The organism is Flavobacterium sp. (assembly GCF_031409475.1).
Lineage (GTDB): Bacteria > Bacteroidota > Bacteroidia > Flavobacteriales > Flavobacteriaceae > Flavobacterium.
This window is the reverse complement of sequence record NZ_JANNXH010000043.1, coordinates 91,325-112,848: the sequence shown is the minus strand read 5'-3', so window position 1 is coordinate 112,848 and position 21,524 is coordinate 91,325. Positions and strand designations below refer to the sequence as shown.

The 21,524-nt window shown below is 34.9% G+C and carries 19 protein-coding genes, 1 tRNA gene and 1 pseudogene; 11 read left to right on the top strand and 10 right to left on the bottom strand.

From position 1 onward, the window contains the following. Nucleotides 1-11 precede the first annotated feature (11 nt). Both RMO53_RS08290 and ruvC read right to left on the bottom strand, forming a co-directional pair. Nucleotides 12-383: a four helix bundle protein gene (locus tag RMO53_RS08290; protein ID WP_310379578.1), complete on the bottom strand. Its 372-nt coding sequence runs from the start codon at nucleotides 381-383 to the stop codon at nucleotides 12-14. A gap of 81 nt (nucleotides 384-464) precedes the next feature. Continuing rightward, nucleotides 465-1,019 (bottom strand): crossover junction endodeoxyribonuclease RuvC, encoded by a 555-nt coding sequence (gene ruvC / locus RMO53_RS08285; RefSeq protein ID WP_310379576.1) that lies wholly within the window; start codon nucleotides 1,017-1,019, stop codon nucleotides 465-467. A 110-nt stretch (nucleotides 1,020-1,129) separates the two neighbouring features. Between ruvC and RMO53_RS08280 the strand changes: the two genes are divergently transcribed. Both RMO53_RS08280 and RMO53_RS08275 read left to right on the top strand, forming a co-directional pair. After that, nucleotides 1,130-2,056, top strand: coding sequence for a hypothetical protein (locus RMO53_RS08280; RefSeq protein WP_310379574.1), 927 nt, complete (start codon nucleotides 1,130-1,132; stop codon nucleotides 2,054-2,056). Beyond that, the gene (locus RMO53_RS08275; protein ID WP_310379573.1) at nucleotides 2,053-3,153 is read left to right on the top strand and encodes a glycosyltransferase; all 1,101 of its coding nucleotides are present in this window, start codon (nucleotides 2,053-2,055) and stop codon (nucleotides 3,151-3,153) included. The genes RMO53_RS08280 and RMO53_RS08275 overlap by 4 nt, the downstream gene beginning before the upstream one ends. 189 nt (nucleotides 3,154-3,342) lie before the next feature. On the opposite strand, the gene RMO53_RS08270 is transcribed toward RMO53_RS08275, so the two are convergent. Then, nucleotides 3,343-3,825, bottom strand: a complete 483-nt coding sequence (locus tag RMO53_RS08270; RefSeq protein WP_310379571.1) for a hypothetical protein — start codon at nucleotides 3,823-3,825, stop codon at nucleotides 3,343-3,345. 79 nt (nucleotides 3,826-3,904) lie between these two features. Between RMO53_RS08270 and RMO53_RS08265 the strand changes: the two genes are divergently transcribed. Next, a complete protein-coding gene (locus RMO53_RS08265) occupies nucleotides 3,905-4,405 on the top strand; it encodes a DUF456 domain-containing protein (RefSeq protein WP_310379570.1) in 501 nt (166 codons plus the stop codon). Nucleotides 4,406-4,615: 210 nt separating this feature from the next. Here the strand turns inward: RMO53_RS08265 and RMO53_RS08260 are convergent. The 5 genes from RMO53_RS08260 to dnaE form a co-directional block, all read right to left on the bottom strand. Further along, nucleotides 4,616-4,689, bottom strand: a tRNA-Asp gene (locus RMO53_RS08260). An 86-nt stretch (nucleotides 4,690-4,775) separates the two neighbouring features. Beyond that, nucleotides 4,776-5,714 carry a DUF58 domain-containing protein gene (locus tag RMO53_RS08255; RefSeq protein ID WP_310379568.1) on the bottom strand — a complete coding sequence of 313 codons (939 nt, stop codon included), beginning with the start codon at nucleotides 5,712-5,714 and terminating at the stop codon, nucleotides 4,776-4,778. Nucleotides 5,715-5,843: 129 nt separating this feature from the next. After that, complete coding sequence (gene trxA, locus RMO53_RS08250; protein ID WP_310379567.1) at nucleotides 5,844-6,194, bottom strand: thioredoxin; 351 nt, start codon at nucleotides 6,192-6,194, stop codon at nucleotides 5,844-5,846. Between the two features lie 315 nt (nucleotides 6,195-6,509). Then, entirely contained in the window at nucleotides 6,510-7,337 is an 828-nt protein-coding gene (locus RMO53_RS08245) for a hypothetical protein (protein WP_310379566.1), read from the bottom strand. Nucleotides 7,338-7,341: 4 nt separating this feature from the next. Beyond that, nucleotides 7,342-11,931 carry a DNA polymerase III subunit alpha gene (gene dnaE, locus RMO53_RS08240; protein WP_310379565.1) on the bottom strand — a complete coding sequence of 1,530 codons (4,590 nt, stop codon included), beginning with the start codon at nucleotides 11,929-11,931 and terminating at the stop codon, nucleotides 7,342-7,344. Nucleotides 11,932-12,525: 594 nt separating this feature from the next. Between dnaE and leuC the strand changes: the two genes are divergently transcribed. The 5 genes from leuC to leuB all read left to right on the top strand — a co-directional run bounded on the left by leuC (nucleotide 12,526) and on the right by leuB (nucleotide 17,976). Further along, entirely contained in the window at nucleotides 12,526-13,920 is a 1,395-nt protein-coding gene (leuC, locus tag RMO53_RS08235) for a 3-isopropylmalate dehydratase large subunit (protein ID WP_310379563.1), read from the top strand. Between the two features lie 181 nt (nucleotides 13,921-14,101). Then, entirely contained in the window at nucleotides 14,102-14,698 is a 597-nt protein-coding gene (gene leuD / locus RMO53_RS08230; protein WP_310379561.1) for a 3-isopropylmalate dehydratase small subunit, read from the top strand. A 50-nt stretch (nucleotides 14,699-14,748) separates the two neighbouring features. Beyond that, a complete protein-coding gene (locus RMO53_RS08225) occupies nucleotides 14,749-15,255 on the top strand; it encodes a GNAT family N-acetyltransferase (protein WP_310379559.1) in 507 nt (168 codons plus the stop codon). Nucleotides 15,256-15,286: 31 nt separating this feature from the next. Next, nucleotides 15,287-16,807: an alpha-isopropylmalate synthase regulatory domain-containing protein gene (locus RMO53_RS08220; RefSeq protein ID WP_310379557.1), complete on the top strand. Its 1,521-nt coding sequence runs from the start codon at nucleotides 15,287-15,289 to the stop codon at nucleotides 16,805-16,807. A gap of 107 nt (nucleotides 16,808-16,914) precedes the next feature. Further along, the gene (gene leuB / locus RMO53_RS08215; protein WP_310379556.1) at nucleotides 16,915-17,976 is read left to right on the top strand and encodes a 3-isopropylmalate dehydrogenase; all 1,062 of its coding nucleotides are present in this window, start codon (nucleotides 16,915-16,917) and stop codon (nucleotides 17,974-17,976) included. 120 nt (nucleotides 17,977-18,096) lie between these two features. On the opposite strand, the gene RMO53_RS08210 is transcribed toward leuB, so the two are convergent. Both RMO53_RS08210 and RMO53_RS08205 read right to left on the bottom strand, forming a co-directional pair. Then, nucleotides 18,097-18,462: an RNA-binding protein gene (locus RMO53_RS08210; RefSeq protein ID WP_310379555.1), complete on the bottom strand. Its 366-nt coding sequence runs from the start codon at nucleotides 18,460-18,462 to the stop codon at nucleotides 18,097-18,099. A gap of 155 nt (nucleotides 18,463-18,617) precedes the next feature. Further along, nucleotides 18,618-19,088 carry a DUF6252 family protein gene (locus tag RMO53_RS08205; protein ID WP_310379554.1) on the bottom strand — a complete coding sequence of 157 codons (471 nt, stop codon included), beginning with the start codon at nucleotides 19,086-19,088 and terminating at the stop codon, nucleotides 18,618-18,620. 200 nt (nucleotides 19,089-19,288) lie between these two features. Between RMO53_RS08205 and RMO53_RS08200 the strand changes: the two are divergent. From RMO53_RS08200 to RMO53_RS08190, 3 genes and pseudogenes are all read left to right on the top strand, one after another. Beyond that, nucleotides 19,289-19,840 (top strand): annotated as a pseudogene (locus RMO53_RS08200) (30S ribosomal protein S16); the annotation flags it as partial. Nucleotides 19,841-20,036: 196 nt separating this feature from the next. After that, nucleotides 20,037-20,561 carry a ribosome maturation factor RimM gene (rimM, locus tag RMO53_RS08195; RefSeq protein ID WP_310379552.1) on the top strand — a complete coding sequence of 175 codons (525 nt, stop codon included), beginning with the start codon at nucleotides 20,037-20,039 and terminating at the stop codon, nucleotides 20,559-20,561. A 139-nt stretch (nucleotides 20,562-20,700) separates the two neighbouring features. Beyond that, entirely contained in the window at nucleotides 20,701-21,393 is a 693-nt protein-coding gene (locus tag RMO53_RS08190) for a methyltransferase (RefSeq protein WP_310379630.1), read from the top strand. Nucleotides 21,394-21,524: the final 131 nt, after the last annotated feature.

The following is a 21,524-nucleotide window of genomic DNA, read 5'->3' as shown; positions in this document are numbered from 1 at the left end:
CTGAAAACTGATTACTCCTTCTTTACTCCAAATTTCTCTGGATTTAATATCATATAATTAATAAGTTTACCTATTTCTAAACTTTCCGAAGTAAGTTCTTGATGAATTGTCTGGGAGATATATTTACATGCAAATGCAAAATCTAACCAAACTAGAGTTTCTGAGTTTTCGCCATCTGAGTCGGTTAATTTACTATGAAAATGTTTTGGATAAATTCTTTTTCTATACGATTCTGCTATTGTAACAGGCACGCTTCTTGAAGAACGCCTTATTTGATCTGTCAATGAATAGGTTTCTTCTTTGGGAAAGGTTTTTGTAATTTCAAAAATTCTCATCGCTAATGAAAATGATTTCTTATAAGCCAGTAAATCTTGAAATCTCATATAACTTTAATTGAAATTAACACTAACACTTTTTACTCTAAAACTGAATACTATTTTATGCCTAACACAACTGAACACTGATTACTTTTTTACTCGTTCCTCATTCTGTTTCACAAAAGCATCCCAGCCGGTATAACTTTTCGTTCCAATCACTTTTCCGGAGTTAAAAAAATGACAAACCGCAGCAGCTAAGCCATCTGTAGAATCGAGATTTTTTGGTAATTCTTTTAGTCCTAGAAGTTGTTGGAGCATTTTGGCCACTTGTTCTTTGCTGGCGTTTCCGTTTCCTGTAATGGCCATTTTTATTTTTTTGGGCTCGTATTCTGTGATGGGAATGTCTCTCGAAAGTCCCGCTGCCATTGCCACGCCTTGAGCTCTTCCGAGTTTCAGCATCGATTGTACGTTTTTACCAAAAAAAGGCGCTTCAATCGCTATTTCGTCAGGATGATGCGTATCAATTAATTCTATGGTGCGTTCGAAAATGATTTTCAGTTTTTGATAATGGTTGTCGTATTTAGACAATAGCAGTTCGTTGAGTTGTATAAATTGCATGTTTTTACCCACTACTTTTATCAATCCAAAACCCATAATAGTGGTTCCTGGATCTATTCCTAATATGATGCGTTCGTTTGCCATAATTATTTTGCCACAAAGACACGAAGTCACAAAGTTTATTTATTAAATTATACCTACAAGGTTTTGAAAACCTTGCAGGATTATGGAGAGTTTTCATTTACTTTGCAACAATGATTTCAATTTCTCACAAAGCTAAACAATTCCTTGTACTTCTAATCAAAGTTTTAATTGTAGGCGGTGCATTTTATTTTATTTACAATCAATTAGCCAATAATGACCAGCTCGATTGGCAAAAATTCCTTGTGTTGTTTCACAAAAATCAATCTTTTCTAGGAGTTACTTTTATCTTGTTATTGAGTATTTTGAATCGGTTTTTTGAAATTTTGAAATGGCAGAATTTAGTTTCTTATTTTCTAAAAATTTCTTTGCCCGAAGCCACTAAACAAGTTCTTGGCGCACTTACTGCTGGACTTTTTACTCCAAACGGACTAGGTGAATATGCAGGGAAAGCTGTTTTTTACAGCAAAAAAGAAACTAAAAAAATCATTTTTTTAAACCTCATTTGCAACGGAATCCAAATGATTTTGACCATTGTTTTTGGAACAATCGGGTTGTGGTTTTTAGGTTATGGGTTGTGGGCTTTGGGTATTTTAGGAATATTTTTTTTCTTTTTTCTTTTTTCTTTTTTCATCAGAAATTTAAAAATCAAAGGGTATTCTATAGAAAAACTGATTCATAAAATTAACGGAATTCCAGAGGCGATTCATCAAAAAAATATCTTTTTGGGCATTTGCCGCTATCTTGTTTTTTCGCATCAATATTATTTTTTATTTCTGGCTTTTGATGTTCATTTGCCTTATTTAATAATGATTGCTACTATTGCTACGGTCTATTTTCTAGCTTCATCATTGCCTACTTTTCAGTTTTTAGACTTTGCAGTCAAAGGAAGTGTGGCGGTTTATTTCTTCGGAATTCTGGGTGTAAACGAATGGATTGTTGTTTTTATTTCGACATTAATGTGGTTTCTAAATGTAGTTTTGCCTGTACTAATCGGGAGTTATTATGTGTTGAATTTTAAAACCAAAACCTCGATATGATTTATGTTTTATACCTAATCATGCTTTTGTATTGCTTGGCGATTGGTGTTTTGATTCGTGGCTTTGTCAAAGTAAATGACTATGAATTCATAGGCATAAAACCAAAAACAAAATTCTCGATTGTAGTACCTTTTCGGAACGAAGCTGAAAATTTACCAAAGCTTTTAGACAGTTTTTCTAACTTAAATTATCCGAGTGATTTGTTTGAAGTTATTTTGGTTGATGATGATTCAAAAAAAGTGTTCAGTATTCAGTCTAAATTAGTGTTCAGTGTTCAAATAATAAAGAATATTCGGGTTTCAAATTCACCAAAGAAAGATGCGATTACAACGGCAATACAAATCGTGAAAAATGATTGGATTATCACGACTGATGCGGATTGTGTGGTCAATAAAAACTGGTTGTTGACATTGGATAATTACATTCAAAACCATGAGGTTTCAATGATTTCCGGAGCGGTTACTTATGATGGCGAGAATTCTTTTTTGCATCATTTTCAGCAGTTGGATTTGGCGAGTTTACAAGGCGCAACGATAGGAAGTTTTGGTATGAACAAAGGTTTTATGTGCAATGGAGCCAATTTTGCTTACACCAAATTATTTTTCCAAGACTTAAATGGTTTTGAAGGAAATGACGGAATTGCAAGTGGCGATGATGTTTTTTTGTTCCAAAAAGCGATGGCTCAATTCCCCAAGAAAGTGTATTATTTAAAATCTAAATATAATATAGTTACCACAAAACCTTTGAATAATTGGAAATCGTTGTTTTATCAAAGAGTGCGTTGGGCATCAAAAACTGGTTCGTATCAGAGTAGTTTTGGCAAAGGATTGGCGTTGTTCGTTTTTGGAGGAAATTTAGCTTGGCTGTTGGCTGTTGGCTGTTGGTTTTTGGGTTTAATTTCATTTCAAAATATCATTTTGCTATTTCTCTTTAAGTTTGTTGTTGATGTTGTTTTAATTTACAAAACGAATCGTTTTTTGACTAAAAATAAAATCCGTTATTTGGTTTTGAGTAGTTTAGTATACCCGTTTTTTAGCGTAAGTGTGGCTTTGTATTCCATGTTTGGAGAATATGAATGGAAGGGAAGGAGATTTTAGATTTCAGATTTTTGAACAATACTAATCCTTACCTAAATTCCTAGCCCAGACCTGTCTGCCGACAGGCAGGTGGAAACGGCATCCTTTTGTGGCGGTGTTCGCCACAAAAGATATAGTGAACAGCTGGAAACCTGCCTGCCGGCTGGCAGGAAGCTCCTTCCTTCGACTGCGCTCAGGATGACAAATAAGCTACTCTACTTTGAGAATAACTGGGAGAATAAACTGGGTTTTTACAGGAATTCCTCTTTTAATTGCAGGGTTTATTTTTGGAAATCCAACCAAACGAGCTTTGAGAATACTGTCGATTTTCACGGTATCATAGGCTACAGAATCTTTAGGAAATAGAGGCTCGAATATAATTCTTGAGTTAGGATAAACGGTCACTTTCACTTCTATCGTGTCCAATTCTGGATAAAGTACAGACAAGGTATCGACACTCAATTTATGTTGAATTAGCTGGGTCATATACTCGAAAAAGCATTGCTGACGCTCGGTTTTATTCTCTATTTTTTCGCATTCAACAACCGATGGGAATTCGTCGACTTCATTCCAATTGATGGCTTTCAATTCTTTTTGCAGCAATTCCTTTTCTGATGGCACTTGCTTGTCGAAGTACTGACAGGAATTAAAAAATAGTGACAAAAAAAGTAGTATTAGAATTATTTTCCTCATATTCGTTAACGAAACAAATGCTGTTTTAATTTTGTTTAAAAGTACTGCTTTAATTTTCAAAAATACTAAAAAATACTTTATGGATTCGTTGCTTTTGATTATTGGTTTTGCACTTATGGTTTTAGGCATTTTGGGAAGTTTTATGCCTGTTTTACCTGGACCAAGTATAAGTTGGGTTGGGTTGCTTTTGCTCTATTTTACAAATGCAATTGCCATAAATTATTGGGTACTAGGAATTACTTTATTGATTACAATTGTCCTTTCGATATTAGACTATACAATTCCTGCCAAGGGAACAAAAAAATTTGGAGGTAGTTCTTATGGTATTTGGGGGACGAATATTGGTTTGATTCTGGGATTTTTTGCTCCAATTCCTTTTGGATTTATTATTGGTCCTTTTGTAGGCGCTTTTGTAGGAGAACTTATTTATGATTACAAAGATCACGGTCGAGCTTTTAAGGCTGCAACTGGATCCTTTTTGGGATTTCTGGCTGGTAGTTTTATGAAATTTGTGGTTTGTATGATTTATTTTGGATTGTTTTTGTGGATTGTTTGGAAGAATAAATCGGGTTTGTTTTAAAAACACAAATGCATTAAATCAAAAAAGCCATCCCTAGATTCTGAAATTCATTCAGAATAAATGGAAAGCTTTTCATTGGTCTAACTACTAAACCGTGCCACGCTTTACAAAGGCGTGACGAAAACAACACAACTATTTTTATCCCAAAATCTCGGGACTTTTTTGGGGCAAAAAAGCGATTCATCTCTGAATCGCTTCTCCCAATATTAGCGGTCTGGACGGGACTCGAACCCGCGACCCCATGCGTGACAGGCATGTATTCTAACCAACTGAACTACCAAACCTCTGCTTTATTGCGGTTGCAAATATACTATAGAATTTTGTTTCTACAAGTGTTTCTGACAAAAACATTTAATAAAATTTCAATAGATTACCCAAACTTTTGTTTTTCAACTAAATATGTCGTCAATACTTTCTCAAAACTATCAGAAAGCCCAACGGGAACATACTTAATTTTGTTTTGTGCACAGGTTAATTCAAGGTTTTTAAAGTATGCATGTACTCCTTTTTCATATTCAATTTTTACATTATCCGCAAAAACAGTTACCTCATCACCGGTTTCGATGTCTATAAACTTTCTTGGAGCATTGTCAAAATCAAAGTGCAATTCTGTTTTATTATCAATTACGTGAAATAAAACCACTTTGTGTTTGTTGTGTTTTAAATGTTGCAAAGCGATAAATAATGCTTCTTCATTCCCACCCGAAGCGTCGGGATGAAACATATCTGTAAACAAAACAATCATCGAACGGCGGTGAATTTTTTCGGCAATTTGATGTAAAAATTTAATCGTGTCTGTGCTTTTTGTTGCTTTTGGTTTTTCCAATAGATTCTCTAAAGTATTCAAAATCATTCTATGATGACGATCACTCCCTTTCTCTGGCGCATAATACTCGTATGTGTTTGAAAACACACTGAGCCCAATGGCATCGCGCTGTTTTTTTAGAAGATTCATCAACACGGCTGAAGCCAAAACGGAAAATCCTATCTTATTTTGGAAAAATTTTTCGGTGTCGTCCAGTTTTGGATAATGCATGGACGACGAATTATCGATAATGATGTGGCAACGCAAATTAGTATCTTCTTCGAATTTTTTGGTGTACAATCTATCGGTTTTAGCAAATAATTTCCAATCGATATGTTTGGTGCTTTCGCCAACATTATAGACTTTATGCTCTGCAAATTCAGCCGAAAAACCGTGAAAAGGACTTTTGTGCATTCCCGAAATAAAACCTTCCACAATTTGGTTGGCCAATAATTCTAGATGCTCGAAACTGGAAATTTTCTCTATTTGGGATTCAATCTTCATACTTCAAATGTATTAAAAGATTGAATGATTAAAAAATTAATGGATTGTAAATAAAAAAGGCTTGACTTTCGCCAAACCTTGATAAATTATTTTGAGATTGCGTCGTTCCTCGCAATGACATTTTGTTAATTACAACAAAGCGTCTAAACTATCTGCATACGTTTGTTTAGGAGCTACTCCCACTTGTTTTCCTACTACTTCTCCATTGTGAAAAACAAGAACTGTTGGAATATTTCTCACACCGTATTTTGCGGCAAATTCTTGGTTTGCGTCAACATCTACTTTTCCTACGACTACTTTTCCTGCGTATTCCTCACTGATTTGGTCAATGATTGGCCCCACCATTCTACAAGGTCCACACCATGCTGCCCAAAAATCTACCATTACTGGTTTGTCTGATTTTAAAACTACTTCTTCAAAAGTAGCATCTGTTATTGCTAATGCCATATTTATATTTTTAAATTTATTTTCGTAATGCAAAGATATAGAAACAATTGATTTACAAAGAGTAACTTGTATTAGATTTAACTATTTTAAAATTGGTTTAATTTATCAATTCAACTTAAAATTAATCTGCATCTTCTCCAACTCCATCAATAATTCATTAGAAATCCTAATTTTCAACTTTCGGCTTGGCATCGATAATTTTGTTATGTTTAGTGGTATTTAGTGGGATTCTCAGGTAATATTTGGTAATATTTGGTAATACTTAGTAATATTTACATATCTTTGCACTAGCAATTTTGATTTAGCATAATCTGCACTTGCAGAGGTTACCAGTATTGGTACGGCTTATCAAAGATTGCTTTTTTTATTTATATATCCATCAATCCTGAATTCACTAGCTTTTTCTAACTCAAATTTATTCTTTTTTGGGTGATAATAATTGCTGCTTTTACTTCCAAATTTTTCAAAGTCATACAAATCAATAATTAAATTAAACTTGTTGAGTAAAGAATTATAAAAACGACTGTCTTTAAGTAAAATATACCGTTGCAAAGACCACATTAAATAATCAATTATACTCAATTCTGGCGTAATATTACTAGGTATTGTCCTGCAATCATAATGAATGGTTATGGGCTGTTTTCTTTTTTTATTATCTCTTTCAATTGCTTTTTCAATTGCTTCCTTGAGTTTTTCGGCAGAATTACCTGCTCGTGTAGATAATAATATTTGATAAAAAACAGTTGAATTGTTTAGTCTATCTTTTAATAAATGATAGACCATATCAAAATAAAATTCGCTTTCAGATTTATTGTGTTTTTTATGAAAAAGATCTAATCGTTTCCTGCCAATGACTATATAAGATTTGAAACCATCTGTTTTCCGTATTAATTCAATGAACTTTGTTCTAATTTCGGGTTGATCGTTTCGAGCGTGAAAATACCATCCTTTTGGATTGGAAACACATTTCAAGGAATTGTACAAAGAATCATTCTTTATCTCTTCCTGAAGATCATTGACCTTTTTATGAATCTCTTTTTTTTCTTCTAAAACTATTAATCCCAGTAATAACAAGGATTGAAAACCATCAGTTCCTACCAGTAATCTATTCTTTTTGGCATAAAAAGAAGCATCACCGCTTTCGTCAATAAATAAATATACTTTCTTTTTATCCATAGATTTAATTCAACTTAAAATTAACTTGCATCTTCTCCAACTCCATCAATAATTCATTCGAAATCTTAATTTTCAACTTTCGGCTTGGCATCGATATATGGGTAATGACTTTTGTTTCTTCTACCAAAAGCTCTGAATCTGAAATTGTTTCTATTAAAGTCACTTCTTCATCTTCAAGAATTTCATCTGTAAAAACGGCGGGTTCATCTGGTATTTCATCATCAAATAACGCTGTTTCTATTAGTTCTTCTAGTTTGATTTCAGGAATAACTTCTTCTGAAACTATAGGCTGTAATTTTATTTTTTCTAACTCCATAATTTCAAAAGCAACCGTATTATCGCCTTTGTTGGCTTGAAATACTGCATTCAGTTTCGAAATAAAATCGGCGTTTAAATCTTTTATGTCCAATAAAATATTTAGTTTTTTGGCGAAATTTTCAAATACATCTTGCAACATTTTAAATTCTGAAAATTGTAATCTTGGATCTCCTTTTTTGCCTGTATCTCTATCGATCCAACCTTCTTTTACCAATACTTTTATATACGTAAAACTATTTGGAATCAAGTAATGTCGGTTTTTCATATATTCTTCTCCAAAAATTTTGAATTCATAACTCTCGTCATATCCTTCGAGATTGAATAATGCCCAACCCTTGCCGTTTTTGGCAATACGGTGTTGCACATTGCTAATAATGCCTCCAAAAGTTAAGTTTTTATTTATGAATTGATTCAAATCTTTCAACGATTCTAATTTAGAATTACAGAAATATTTCATCTCAAATTTAAAATCATCCAGTGGATGACCTGAAATATAAATCCCAACCACTTCCTTTTCTTTTGCCAATTTTTCCATCGTGCTCCAATCCTCACAAGGCGGCACAACTGGTTCAGCAATTTGAACATCGCTGCTTTCGCCAAATAAACTCACTTGTGCTGAATTTTCGTTCTCCTGAAACTTGGCGCCATACCGAATCGCTTTTTCGTAGAACGTAATTCCATCGCCATCATCGTGAAAATACTGTGCTCTTGTTACGCCTGAAAAAGAATCAAAACCACCAGCTAAGGCTAAGTTTTCCAATGCTTTTTTATTGGCAGCACGCAAATCAATGCGTTTGGTTAAATCAAAAATAGACTTGTATTTTGTTGTTTTTCTGTTTTCGACAATCGTTTCGACTGCGGACATTCCAACTCCTTTTACGGCTCCAATACCAAAACGAACGGCATAATCATCATTTACCGTAAATTTATAAAAGGACTCGTTCACGTCTGGACCTAGAACTTTTAATCCCATTCGTTTGCATTCCTCCATAAAAAAGGAAACCTGCTTGATGTCACTCATATTATTAGATAAAACCGCTGCCATATATTCGGCTGGATAATTTGCTTTTAAGTATGCGGTTTGGTATGCAATCCAAGCATAACAAGTCGAATGCGATTTGTTGAAAGCATATTCTGCAAAGGCTTCCCAGTCTTTCCAGATTTTCTCCAATTTGTCTTCGGGATGCCCTTTGGCGACAGCCTGACTGATAAATTTTGGTTTCATTTTATCCAAAACATCCTTTTGCTTTTTTCCCATTGCTTTACGCAAAACGTCGGCATCACCTTTCGAGAAATCCGCCAGTTTTTGAGACAAAAGCATTACTTGTTCTTGATAAACTGTGATTCCGTAAGTATCTTTTAGCAATTCTTCGCAAACATCAAGGTCATAAACAATGTCTTCCTCTCCGTTTTTTCGCTTGACAAAACTCGGAATATAAGCGATTGGTCCGGGACGATACAGAGCATTCATTGCAATTAAATCAGGAAAAACGGTTGGTTTTAGCTCTTTAAGGTATTTTTGCATTCCAGGCGATTCGTATTGAAAAATACCCACGGTTTCGCCACGCTGAAAAAGCTCGTAAGTTTTCACGTCATCGATAGGAAATTCGTCTGGATTGAGGTCTTTTCCGGTTCTGTATTTTACTAATTTAACGGTGTCTTTTATCAAAGTTAGGGTTTTCAAACCCAAGAAATCCATTTTCAACAAACCCGCACTTTCCACAACTGAGTTGTCAAATTGTGTGACATATAAATCACTGTCTTTGGCTGTAGCCACAGGAACAAAATCAGTAATATCACTGGGTGTAATAATCACTCCACAAGCGTGAATTCCAGTGTTTCTGAGGTTTCCTTCCAAGACTTTTGCCTGCTGAATGGTCTCGCCACTCAGGTCATCTTCCTTTGAAATTCCAATTAATTCTTTTATTTTTTCGAAATCTTCAGGACGTAAAATTTTCTTGATATCGCCTTCGGCATCTTTCAAAAACCGGGACAAACTCCATTTAGATGGAATTAAATTTGGGATGAGTTTGGCTATTTTATCCGCTTCAAAAAGGGGCAAATCCAGCACTCTCGCTGTGTCACGAATAGCTGATTTGGCTGCCATCGTTCCATAAGTGATGATTTGTGCTACTTGTTTCGATCCGTATTTATTGATTACATAATCCATTACTTTGCTTCGTCCTTCATCATCAAAATCAATATCGATATCGGGAAGTGAAACTCGGTCAGGATTCAAAAATCTTTCAAAAAGCAAATTGTACAAAAGCGGGTCAATATTAGTGATTCCGAGACAATATGCTACAACGGAACCGGCTGCAGAACCACGTCCAGGACCAACAGACACACCCATTTTTCGTGCAGCTGCAATAAAATCCTGAACAATCAAAAAATAACCTGGATAACCGGAATTTTCGATAGTTAACAATTCAAAATCCAATCTTTCTTGAATTTCTGGAGTGATTTCTTTGTAGCGTTTGTTAGCTCCAATAAATGTGAGGTTTTTCAAATAGGTATTTTCGCCTCGAACGCCACCGTCTATCGCATCTTGTGGAACAGTATATTCGATCGGAATTTCAAATTTGGGAAGCAAAACTTCGCGTGCCAAATTGTAAATTTCGATTTTATCGACAATTTCAGCAATGTTAGAGATTGCTTCTGGCAAATCGTTGAAGTTTTTCTTCATTTCAGCGCCCGACTTGAAATAATATTCCTGATTGGGCAAACCATAACGATAACCGCGACCACGACCTATTGGCGTAGATTGCTTTTCGCCCTCTTTTACACACAATAAAATATCGTGCGCATTAGCGTTGTCTTTCTCGATGTAAAATGTATTATTAGTCGCAACTATTTTGACATCGTGTTTTCGTGCCAATGAAATTAAAGTTTCGTTAACCCGATTTTCGTCTTCCTGATTGTGACGCATCACTTCGATGTAGCAATCTTCGCCAAATTCTTTTTTCCACCAAATCAAAGCTTCTTCGGCTTGGTTTTCGCCCAAATTCAAAATCTTACTTGGAATTTCCCCATTAAGATTACCTGACAAAACAATAATATCTTCTTTATATTGTTGAATTACTTTTCGGTCGATTCTGGGCACATAATAAAACCCTTCGGTGTACGCAATCGAAGACATTTTGGCCAAATTGTGATAGCCTTTTTTGGTCTTCGCCAAAAGCACGATTTGGTAACCATTGTCTTTGTGAGACTTGTTTTTATGATCTTCACATACATAAAATTCGCAGCCAACGATAGGTTTTATGGAAACTTCGCTAGGTTTTTCACCTTTTTCAATAGCTTCTTTGTTCTTGGCTTCAGCCGATTTGTTATGGTATAAAATATCCCGAACAAAGTGAAAAGCACCCATTAAATTGGCGTGATCGGTAATTGCTACTGCGGGCATTTTTTGCTGAGAAGCTGCTTTTACCAGAGCCGCAACGCTGATTGTGGACTGCAATACCGAAAATTGGGTATGATTGTGCAAATGCACAAAATCAGAATCGATTAAAATTTGTTTATTATCTGAAAGTTTCTGTTTCGAAATAGTTTCCGTTTGTTGACCTCCTAATTGTTGGCGAATTTTTTCAGATGCTTCCTTTAAATTAATATGTTGTAATCCGATGAGTTGAATTTCACGAGGATTTTTTAATTGGAAATCCTCGAAATATTCGTGCGAAACTTCGAGGTCTTTTTTGGTAAAAACTTCAGTACGAATTAATTCGAAAAAGCAACGTGTGGTTGCCTCAACATCGGCAGTGGCATTGTGCGCTTCGGAGAAAGGTTTGTTAAAAAGATAGGAGTGCAATTCTGTTAACGTTGGTAATTTGAATTTTCCACCACGACCACCCGGAAGTTTTAATAAAGAAGCCGTAACTTCGGTACAAGTATCAAGAATTGGCATCGAGCTCATTGGACTTTCAACGCCCAATCTATGAAATTCGCAACCCATAATATTGATGTCAAAACCCAGATTCTGGCCTACAATAAATTTAGTTTTCGATAGAGCACTATTGAATTTTTCTAAAACTTCAACCAAAGGAATTCCTTCAGCTTCGGCTAATTCAGTCGAAATACCGTGAATTCTCTCGGCATCATACGGAATATTGAATCCGTCTGGCCTGACTAAATAATCCTGATGCTCGATGAGTTTTCCCATATCATCGTGGAGTTGCCAAGCAATTTGAATACAACGCGGCCAATTGTCCGTGTCGGAAATGGGTGCACCCCAACGCTTGGGTAATCCTGTGGTTTCGGTATCGAAAATTAAATACATAGTTGAATTTTAATGCTTTGAAATTGCTAAAAAATACATTTAGCAATTTTCAAATTTAGAATTTTTTAGGCTAAAAAGTTGTGTAAGTTATTAACAAAAATGGAAAAGAAAAAACCAAATAATTTAACAATTCTGTTTTTTTGGATGTCGTAGTAATTTATCAAAAATATCAGCAATACCTTCTTTTAAATCCTAAAACAAACGATTTTTTTTTAAAATTATAAAGTATAAAAAATGTAAAATACTAATAACCAGACAAAGCATTTCGATGTGCAAAATTTATAAATTATCAAGTTTATTCTTTATTTCATTGAGCTATTTATAAAGAAATGTGTCATTTGTATTAAAATTTTATTGAAATCATAAATTTGTTTATAGTATGTTCTAAAGCAAAAGAAAGTACAGAAATCAAAAATTAGTTAGAAAATTAAATCGAAAAAAAAATCCCTAACAAATAAACAGAAGCTATAAAGTGTACTAAAACAATTTTGGGTATCGTATATAAGCAAATAATAAAATTGACAAAATTATTTCTTTTTTTAAATTTGCTCACATTGTTCCAAAACAGAAAAATATTTAATAAAATAGATAAAAATGAGTACTACATTATTCGACAAAGTATGGGATTCGCACGTGGTGCGTAAAATTGAGGATGGACCAGACGTGTTTTTTATTGACCGTCATTTCATTCACGAAGTTACCAGTCCTGTTGCTTTTTTAGGTCTAAAGGAAAGAGGAATTTCGGTTTTATATCCAGAACGCACTTTCGCAACTGCCGATCACAACACACCCACAATAAACCAACATTTACCTGTTGAAGACGCATTATCTGCCAATCAGTTAAAAGCGTTGGAAGATAACGCAGCAGAATATGGTATTTCACACTGGGGATTAGGTCATAAAAAAAATGGAATTGTTCACGTAGTAGGTCCTGAAAACGGAATTACTTTACCAGGCGCAACAATCGTTTGTGGAGATTCACATACTTCTACACACGGAGCTTTTGGTTGTATCGCTTTTGGTATAGGTACTTCGGAGGTAGAAATGGTTATGGCTACGCAATGTATTATGCAGCCAAAACCAAAGAAAATGCGCATCAACGTAAATGGAACACTAAGCAAAGGTGTTGGTCCAAAAGATGTGGCATTATATATTATTTCTCAATTAACAACTTCTGGTGGTACAGGATATTTTGCTGAATATGCAGGAAATGTTTTTGAAGATATGTCTATGGAAGGTCGTATGACCGTTTGTAACTTGAGTATCGAAATGGGCGCTCGTGGAGGAATGATTGCACCTGACCAAAAAACTTTCGATTTCTTAGAAGGAAGATTATACGCTCCAAAAGGTGAAGCTTGGACAAAAGCGGTTGCCTATTGGAAAACTCTAAAAACCGATACCGATGCTGTTTTTGATGCAGAATTGAATATAGATGCAGCAGATATCGAACCCATGATTACTTACGGAACTAATCCTGGAATGGGAATTGGCATCACAAAAAACATTCCAAACGCCAACCAAGTGGAAGGTGGTGAAGAAACGTATAAAAAATCTTTGGCTTATATGGGCTTTGAAGAAGATGATGTAATGATAGGAAAAACAATCGACTATGTTTTCTTGGGAAGTTGTACCAATGGTAGAATTGAAGATTTTAGGGCTTTTACCGAAATTGTGAAAGGGCGACAAAAAGCAGAAAATGTTACCGCTTGGTTGGTTCCAGGTTCTCACGTTGTAGAGGCACAAATCAAGGAAGAAGGACTTTTGGATATTCTTACTGAAGCTGGTTTTGTATTGCGTCAACCAGGTTGTTCGGCTTGTTTAGCAATGAACGATGATAAAGTTCCTGCAGGAAAATATGCGGTAAGTACTTCAAACAGAAACTTCGAAGGTCGTCAAGGACCAGGTTCTAGAACTTTATTGGCTAGTCCAATTATGGCTGCAGCTGCTGCAGTTACAGGAAAATTAACGGATCCTAGAGACTTATTTTAAAGGATTTCAGAATGTAGATTAACGATTTTTTATTTCAGATTTTGTTAGTCGACAAATTTCAGATTTTTTATATTTCATCAGATTAAAAAATAGATTAAAAAAAACAATAGTAACGATTACGATTCATTTTCCTCACGGCAAATCATAAATCAAGAATCGTTAATCAAAAATCAAAAATCAAATGGCATACGATAAATTTAATATCCTTACCAGTAGTGCAGTGCCACTACCAATAGAAAACGTAGATACAGATCAAATCATCCCAGCTCGTTTCTTGAAAGCTACGAAACGTGAAGCCTTTGGGGACAATCTTTTCAGAGACTGGAGATACAACGGAGATGATTCTCCAAAAGTAGATTTCGTATTGAACAATACAACTTACAGCGGAAAAATTCTTGTTGGAGGAAAAAACTTCGGTTCAGGTTCTTCAAGAGAGCACGCAGCTTGGGCAGTTTATGATTATGGATTTCGTGCGGTTGTTTCTAGTTTCTTTGCTGACATCTTCAAAGGAAACTGTTTGAACATTGGCGTTTTACCTGTTCAAGTGAGTCCAGAATTTGCTGAAACTATTTTTAAGGCGATTGAAGCAGATCCAAAAACTGAATTGGAAATCAACTTACCAGCGCAAACCATTACGCTTTTGGCAACTGGCGAAAAAGAATCTTTTGATATCAGCGGTTACAAAAAAGACAATATGGTCAATGGTTTTGATGATATTGATTATTTGCAAAACATTAAAAAGGACATTGTTGAATTTGCTGATAAATTGCCATATTAAAAACAATCTTGATTTCACCTGTCAGGTTTTTAAAACCTAAAAAAAAGAAAATGATTTTCAAGCCAAGCACAATTCATGATATTGACGAAATTTTTAAATTTTATGATTTGGCTATTGAATATCAAAAAACCAAATTCAATAAACAATGGCAAGGTTTTGATAGAGAATTGGTTGAAAAAGAAATTTCTGAAAATAGGCAATGGAAAGTAATTATTGATGATAAAATTGCTTGTGTTTTTGCGATAACTTTCGAAGACAAAAGTATTTGGAAAGAAAAAAACAGTGACAAAGCCGTTTATTTTCATCGAATAGTGACGCATCCGAAATTTAGAGGAAACCATTTTGTAGAAAAAATAATCGAATGGGGTTTGTCATTTGCAAAAGAAAAAAAATTAGATTTTTTGAGAATGGATACATGGGGAGACAATCAGTCTTTAATTGACTATTATCAAAAATGTGGTTTTGATTTCTTGGGAATTATTACTCCAGATTATGACGGTTTACCCAAACATTATGAAGGAATAACATTGAGTTTGTTTGAAATTGAGGTAAATTAAGACATTCGACATTGTTGACATAAATAAAAACATGGAAAAAAGAAAAATTGAAATAATGGATACCACACTTCGTGATGGCGAACAAACATCAGGCGTGTCATTTTCTGCTGCAGAAAAATTAACCATTGCACAATTATTACTCGAGGAATTAAATATTGATCGAATCGAAATTGCATCTGCACGCGTTAGCGAAGGCGAGTTTCAAGGCGTAAAAGGCATTATGACTTGGGCAAAAGAGAAAAATTACACACATCAAATCGAAGTATTAACTTTTGTAGATGGTGGACTTTCAATCGATTGGATGAAAAAAACCGGCGCAAAAGTTCAAAATTTATTGACCAAAGGTTCTCTGAATCATTTAACACATCAATTAAAAAAAACACCTGAACAGCACTTTGCCGAAATTGCTCAAACCATAGCTTTGGCACAAGAAAATAATATCGAAACCAATGTGTATCTCGAAGATTGGAGTAACGGAATGCGAAATTCTCCAGAATATGTCTTCCAATATTTAGATTTTTTGGTAACACAACCCGTCAAAAGAATATTATTACCTGATACTTTGGGCGTACTAATTCCATCAGATACTTTTGAATTTGTATCCAAAATTATTACCAAATACCCAACCATTCATTTTGATTTTCACGCACACAACGACTATGATTTAAGCGTTGCAAATGTTATGGAAGCTGTAAAAGCTGGAATCCACGGACTACACATTACCGTAAACGGAATGGGAGAACGTGCAGGAAATGCACCGCTAGAAAGCGTTGTTGCAGTACTAAATGATTTTATGCCAGAGGTTAAAATAAATGTAAAAGAAACCGCATTGTACTCTGTAAGCAAACTCGTAGAGACTTTTACAGGCTATAGAATTCCGGCCAATAAACCCATCGTAGGCGACAATGTTTTTACGCAAACCGCAGGAATTCATGCTGATGGGGACAATAAAAACAATTTGTACTTTAATGATTTGCTTCCGGAACGTTTTGGAAGAAAACGAAAATATGCATTAGGAAAAACATCGGGTAAAGCCAACATCGAGAAAAATCTTCAAGAATTAGGGTTGAAACTTAATCCTGAAGATTTAAAATTAGTTACCCAAAGAATTATAGAATTAGGCGACAAAAAAGAAACCGTCACCAAAGAAGATTTGCCATACATCATTTCCGACGTTTTGGACAGTCATACTTATGAAGACAAAATTCTTATTGAATCATACATTTTGGTTCATTCCAAAGGGTTGCGACCTTCGACAACTTTGTGTTTAAAAATTGATGGCGAAATCATCGAAGAACATGCACAAGGTGACGGACAATTTGATGCTTTTATGAATGCTTTATCAAAAATATACAAAAGCAAAAAATTGACATTACCAAAATTGATTGATTATGCCGTGAGAATTCCACCCGGAAGTAGCTCGGATGCTTTGTGCGAAACCATCATCACTTGGACAAACGACGGGAAAGAATTCAAAACCAGAGGGTTAGATTCAGACCAAACGGTTGCTGCTATTATTGCTACACAAAAAATGTTGAATGTAATTAATTAAAAGAGATACTAAGTCGCTAAGTTTCTAAGTCATTGAGATTTAAAAAACTTAATATCTTAGACACTCAGAACCTTAGAACCTATAAAAATTAACAAATACTAAAAAGAATGAAATTTAACATAGCCCTTTTAGCCGGAGACGGAATCGGACCAGAAGTAATCAACGAAGCGGTAAAAGTTTCGGATGCAATTGCCAAAAAATTCAATCACGAAATCACTTGGACACCAGCACATACAGGAGCTTGTGCTATAGATGCTGTTGGCGTTCCTTATCCTGATGAAACCCATGAAATTTGTATGAAAGCAGATGCTGTTTTGTTTGGCGCAATTGGACATCCAAAATACGATAACGATCCAAGTGCCAAAGTAAGACCAGAGCAAGGATTGCTTTTAATGCGAAAAAAATTAGGTTTATTTGCCAATGTTCGTCCAACATTTACTTTCCCATCTTTGATAGACAATTCTCCTTTGAAAAGAGAACGCATCGAAGGAACGGATTTGGTTTTTTTAAGAGAACTAACAGGTGGAATTTATTTTGGAGAAAAAGGACGAAAAGATGATGGCGAAACCGCTTATGACACTTGTACTTACACTAGAGTTGAAGTACAACGATTGGCAAAAAAGGGTTTCGAATTAGCCATGACACGTACCAAAAAATTGTGTTGCGTTGATAAAGCAAACGTGTTAGAAACTTCTCGTTTATGGAGAGAAACAGTTCAAGCTATGGAAAAAGACTATCCAGAAGTAACCGTTAGCTACGAATTTGTTGATGCAGTTGCAATGCGTTTGGTACAATGGCCAAACTCGTATGATGTCTTGATTACCGAAAACTTGTTTGGAGACATTCTTACCGATGAAGCTTCTGTTATTTCAGGTTCTATGGGATTAATGCCATCAGCATCTGTAGGAGAACACACTTCATTGTACGAACCCATTCACGGATCTTATCCACAAGCTACGGGATTGAATATTGCCAATCCGTTGGCGACAGTTTTATCAGCAGCGATGATGTTTGAAGATGCTTTTGGACTAAAAGTAGAAGCCGAAGCAATCCGAAACGTTGTTAACAAATCATTACAACAAGGAATTGTAACCGAAGATTTAGTTGCAAAAGGAGCCAAAGCATATTCAACTAGCGAAGTTGGAGATTGGTTGGTTGCTAATCTATAATATAAATATTCTTAGAGACGTTGCAATGCAACGCCTCTATCGTCAAAACAACAAACAGAATATAAACAAAAAAGGTGTCAATTTTCATTGACACCTTTTTATATATGATTGAAAAGAATATTAATATCTTCCTCCTCTGTCTCCACCTCCGCGGTTGTCTCCACCACGACTGTTTCCACCACCATAACCACCGCGTGAATCTCCACCACGACTGTTACTATTAAAACTTCTTCTTTCGCCTTCTGGTTTTGGCTCAGATTTATTAACTACAATTGCACGACCTTGAACAGTTGCACCGTTCAATTCATCGATTGCTTTTTGAGCTTCGTCATCATTTGACATTTCAACAAAACCGAATCCTTTACTTCTTCCAGTAAATTTATCAGTAATAATTTTTACAGAATCAACTGCACCGTAAGACTCGAAAGACTCTCTTAAATCTGCTTCCTCAATACTGAACGGAAGGCTTCCAACAAAAATATTCATATGTACTTATTTTAAAATAATTGGCACAAATGTAATCTTATTTTTTTCTAATCTACTATGCATTAGATTATTTATGATTTTTATTTTTATAAAAATCATAAAACTGAAATATAAAATATTCATTTGGAGATTGATAATATCCTAATTTATGTAATCTAGGGAGTTACAGGGACTTTATAAAAAACACCTTTTTGAAAATTTAATGTTGGTCCAGCCAATGGATTATTGAGTGTGTTTATAGCATTAAATTTAAAAGTTCCTGAAACTGTTTTATTTACAGCGTCATATTCAGTGATAACAATTTGTCCATCACCAATGCCAAATCCTGTAGTAAAAGTTAAAGTTCCGTCAGTATCAGTTAAAGTATAGGTAGCTGTTTTTGAGGTACTAGTTCCTAAAAAGTAGGTTTGAACAATCTTAGAAGTAGTTTTCAAAGTTATTTTTTCCTTACTAGTGTATGCCTCAATAATCAAAGAGCCATTTCCGGCAAGAGTTGCTTTAGATTCGATTGCTCTCCAAAACACATTGTCTTTAAGTCCTTGAAATGAAGGATTATTAAATGTCACTTCTTCTTGACAAGAAATAAAGGAAAACAACACAACAGTTAATAGAATCAGTTTTTTCATAACTATGAAGCATTTATATAGACAAAAGTAGATTATTTTGGATAAAAACAAACAAATTGAGGTAAAAAAACAATCTGAATTAAATATTGCAAAATCTATATAATTAAAACACAAATCGAATTAGTATCATTCGAAAAAAAATGTATCTTTGCACCCTTAATTAATCGAGGTCGAGTACCTCAAAATTTAATCAAACGATTATGTCAGTAAAAATTAGATTACAAAGACACGGTAAAAAAGGAAAACCTTTTTACTGGGTTGTAGCAGCTGATGCTCGCTCAAAAAGAGACGGTAAATACCTAGAAAAAATTGGTACTTACAATCCAAACACAAATCCTGCAACTATCGAATTAAACCTTGACAGTGCGGTACAATGGTTACACAATGGTGCACAACCTACAGAAACTGCAAAAGCTATCCTTTCTTACAAAGGCGCTTTATTGAAACATCACCTTGACGGAGGTATTCGTAAAGGAGCTTTAACACAAGAGCAAGCTGACGCTAAATTAGCTGCTTGGTTAGAAGCAAAAGCTGGAAAAGTAGATGCTAAAAAAGAAGGTTTATCTAAAGCAGAAGTTGCTGCTAAAGCTAAAGCATTCAAAGCAGAACAAGAAGTAAATGCAAAACGTTTAGCTGCAGCTGCACAAGCCGAAGCCGATGCTATTGCTGCTGAAAATCCTGCTGTAGAAGAAGAAGCTGAAGTTGCCGAGGTAGAAACTGCTGTTGAAGTAGTTGCTGAAGTTGAAGCTACTCCAGAAGTTGAAGCTGCTGTTGAAGTGGTTGCGGAAGTTGAAACTGCTGTTGAAGTAGTTGCTGAAGTTGAAGCTACTACAGAAGTTGAAACTGCTGTTGAAGTAGTCGCTGAAGTTGAAACTGCTGTTGAAGTAATCGATACTCCTGCCGCAGAAGAAAATAACGAAACTACCGAAGCATAATTTTCTGGCGACGATGCGTAAAGAAGATTGTTTCTATTTAGGTAAAATCGCTAAAAAATTTAGTTTCAAAGGGGAAGTTCTTGCTTATTTAGACACGGACGAACCCGAGTTATACGAAAACTTGGAATCAGTGTTTGTTGAATGCAACAAACACTTGGTTCCATTTTTTATTGAAAATTGTTCCCTTCACAAAAACGATTTTCTCCGCATTCATTTTGAAGATATGAATTCCGAAGAAGATGCTGATGCCATTATGGGCAACGCCATTTATCTTCCTTTAAATATGTTGCCAAAACTTACTGGCAACAAATTCTACTTTCATGAAGTAATAGGTTTTGAAGTCGAAGACAAACGACTTGGATATGTTGGCGAAATCCAATCCATAAACGACACCACAGCACAACCACTGTTTGAAGTTCTAAAAGGCGATACGGAAATTCTTATCCCAATGATTGATCATTTCTTGATTAAAATTGACCGAGAAAACAAAAAAGTCATCATGGATTTACCAGAAGGATTAATAGAAATGTATCTTTAATTTTTACTTATGAACTATTAAGAAATTAAGGTTCATTAAGTCTTAATTTTCTTAATATCTTAATGGTTTAATTTTATAATATAAAAATTTGACTACATTTTCATTCAAACAATTCTCAGTAGAACAAGACCAATGCGCCATGAAAATTGGAACCGATGGCGTTTTACTTGGCGCTTGGACGCCAATTGAAAATAATCCGTTTAGCATTTTAGATATTGGGACTGGAACTGGAATTATTGCATTAATGCTGGCGCAAAGAAGCAACACAGAACACTCGAGCCTGAAAGGCGAACAGGCGCAGCAAATTGACGCTCTAGAAATAGATGAAAATGCTTATGAACAAGCTGTAGATAATTTCGAAAACTCGCCTTGGAGTGATCGTTTATTTTGTTTTCATGCCGGATTAGATGAATTCATTGAAGAACCAGAAGATGAGTACGATTTAATCGTTTCCAATCCACCATTTTATACCGAAGATTGCAAAACTAATAACGAGCAACGCGATTTAGCCCGTTTTCAAGATGCTATGCCTTTTGAAGAATTGATAGAAGCTGCAGCTTTATTACTTTCTGAAAGCGGAGTTTTTTCTGTAATAATCCCTTTCAAAGAAGAAGAAAAAATTTTGGCTTTAGCCAAAGAATTTGAACTTTATCCAATGAAAATCACGCGTGTAAAAGGAACTCCAACTTCTGAAATCAAACGCAGTTTATTGGCGTTTAGCAGAAATGGAAATGCCATCATTGTTATCGATCAATTAATTATCGAAACTTCAAGACATATTTACACACCAGAATATATTGCATTGACAAAAGATTTTTACTTAAAGATGTAATCAAAAAGTCAAGGATGTTTTTGTTTTATAAAAAATATAACAATTTACATTAGTTTTGTTATATTTCTTTATGTAGCTTTGCAAGACAATTAGTAACACATTGCTTTACTTCGACAAGCTCAGTACAAGCT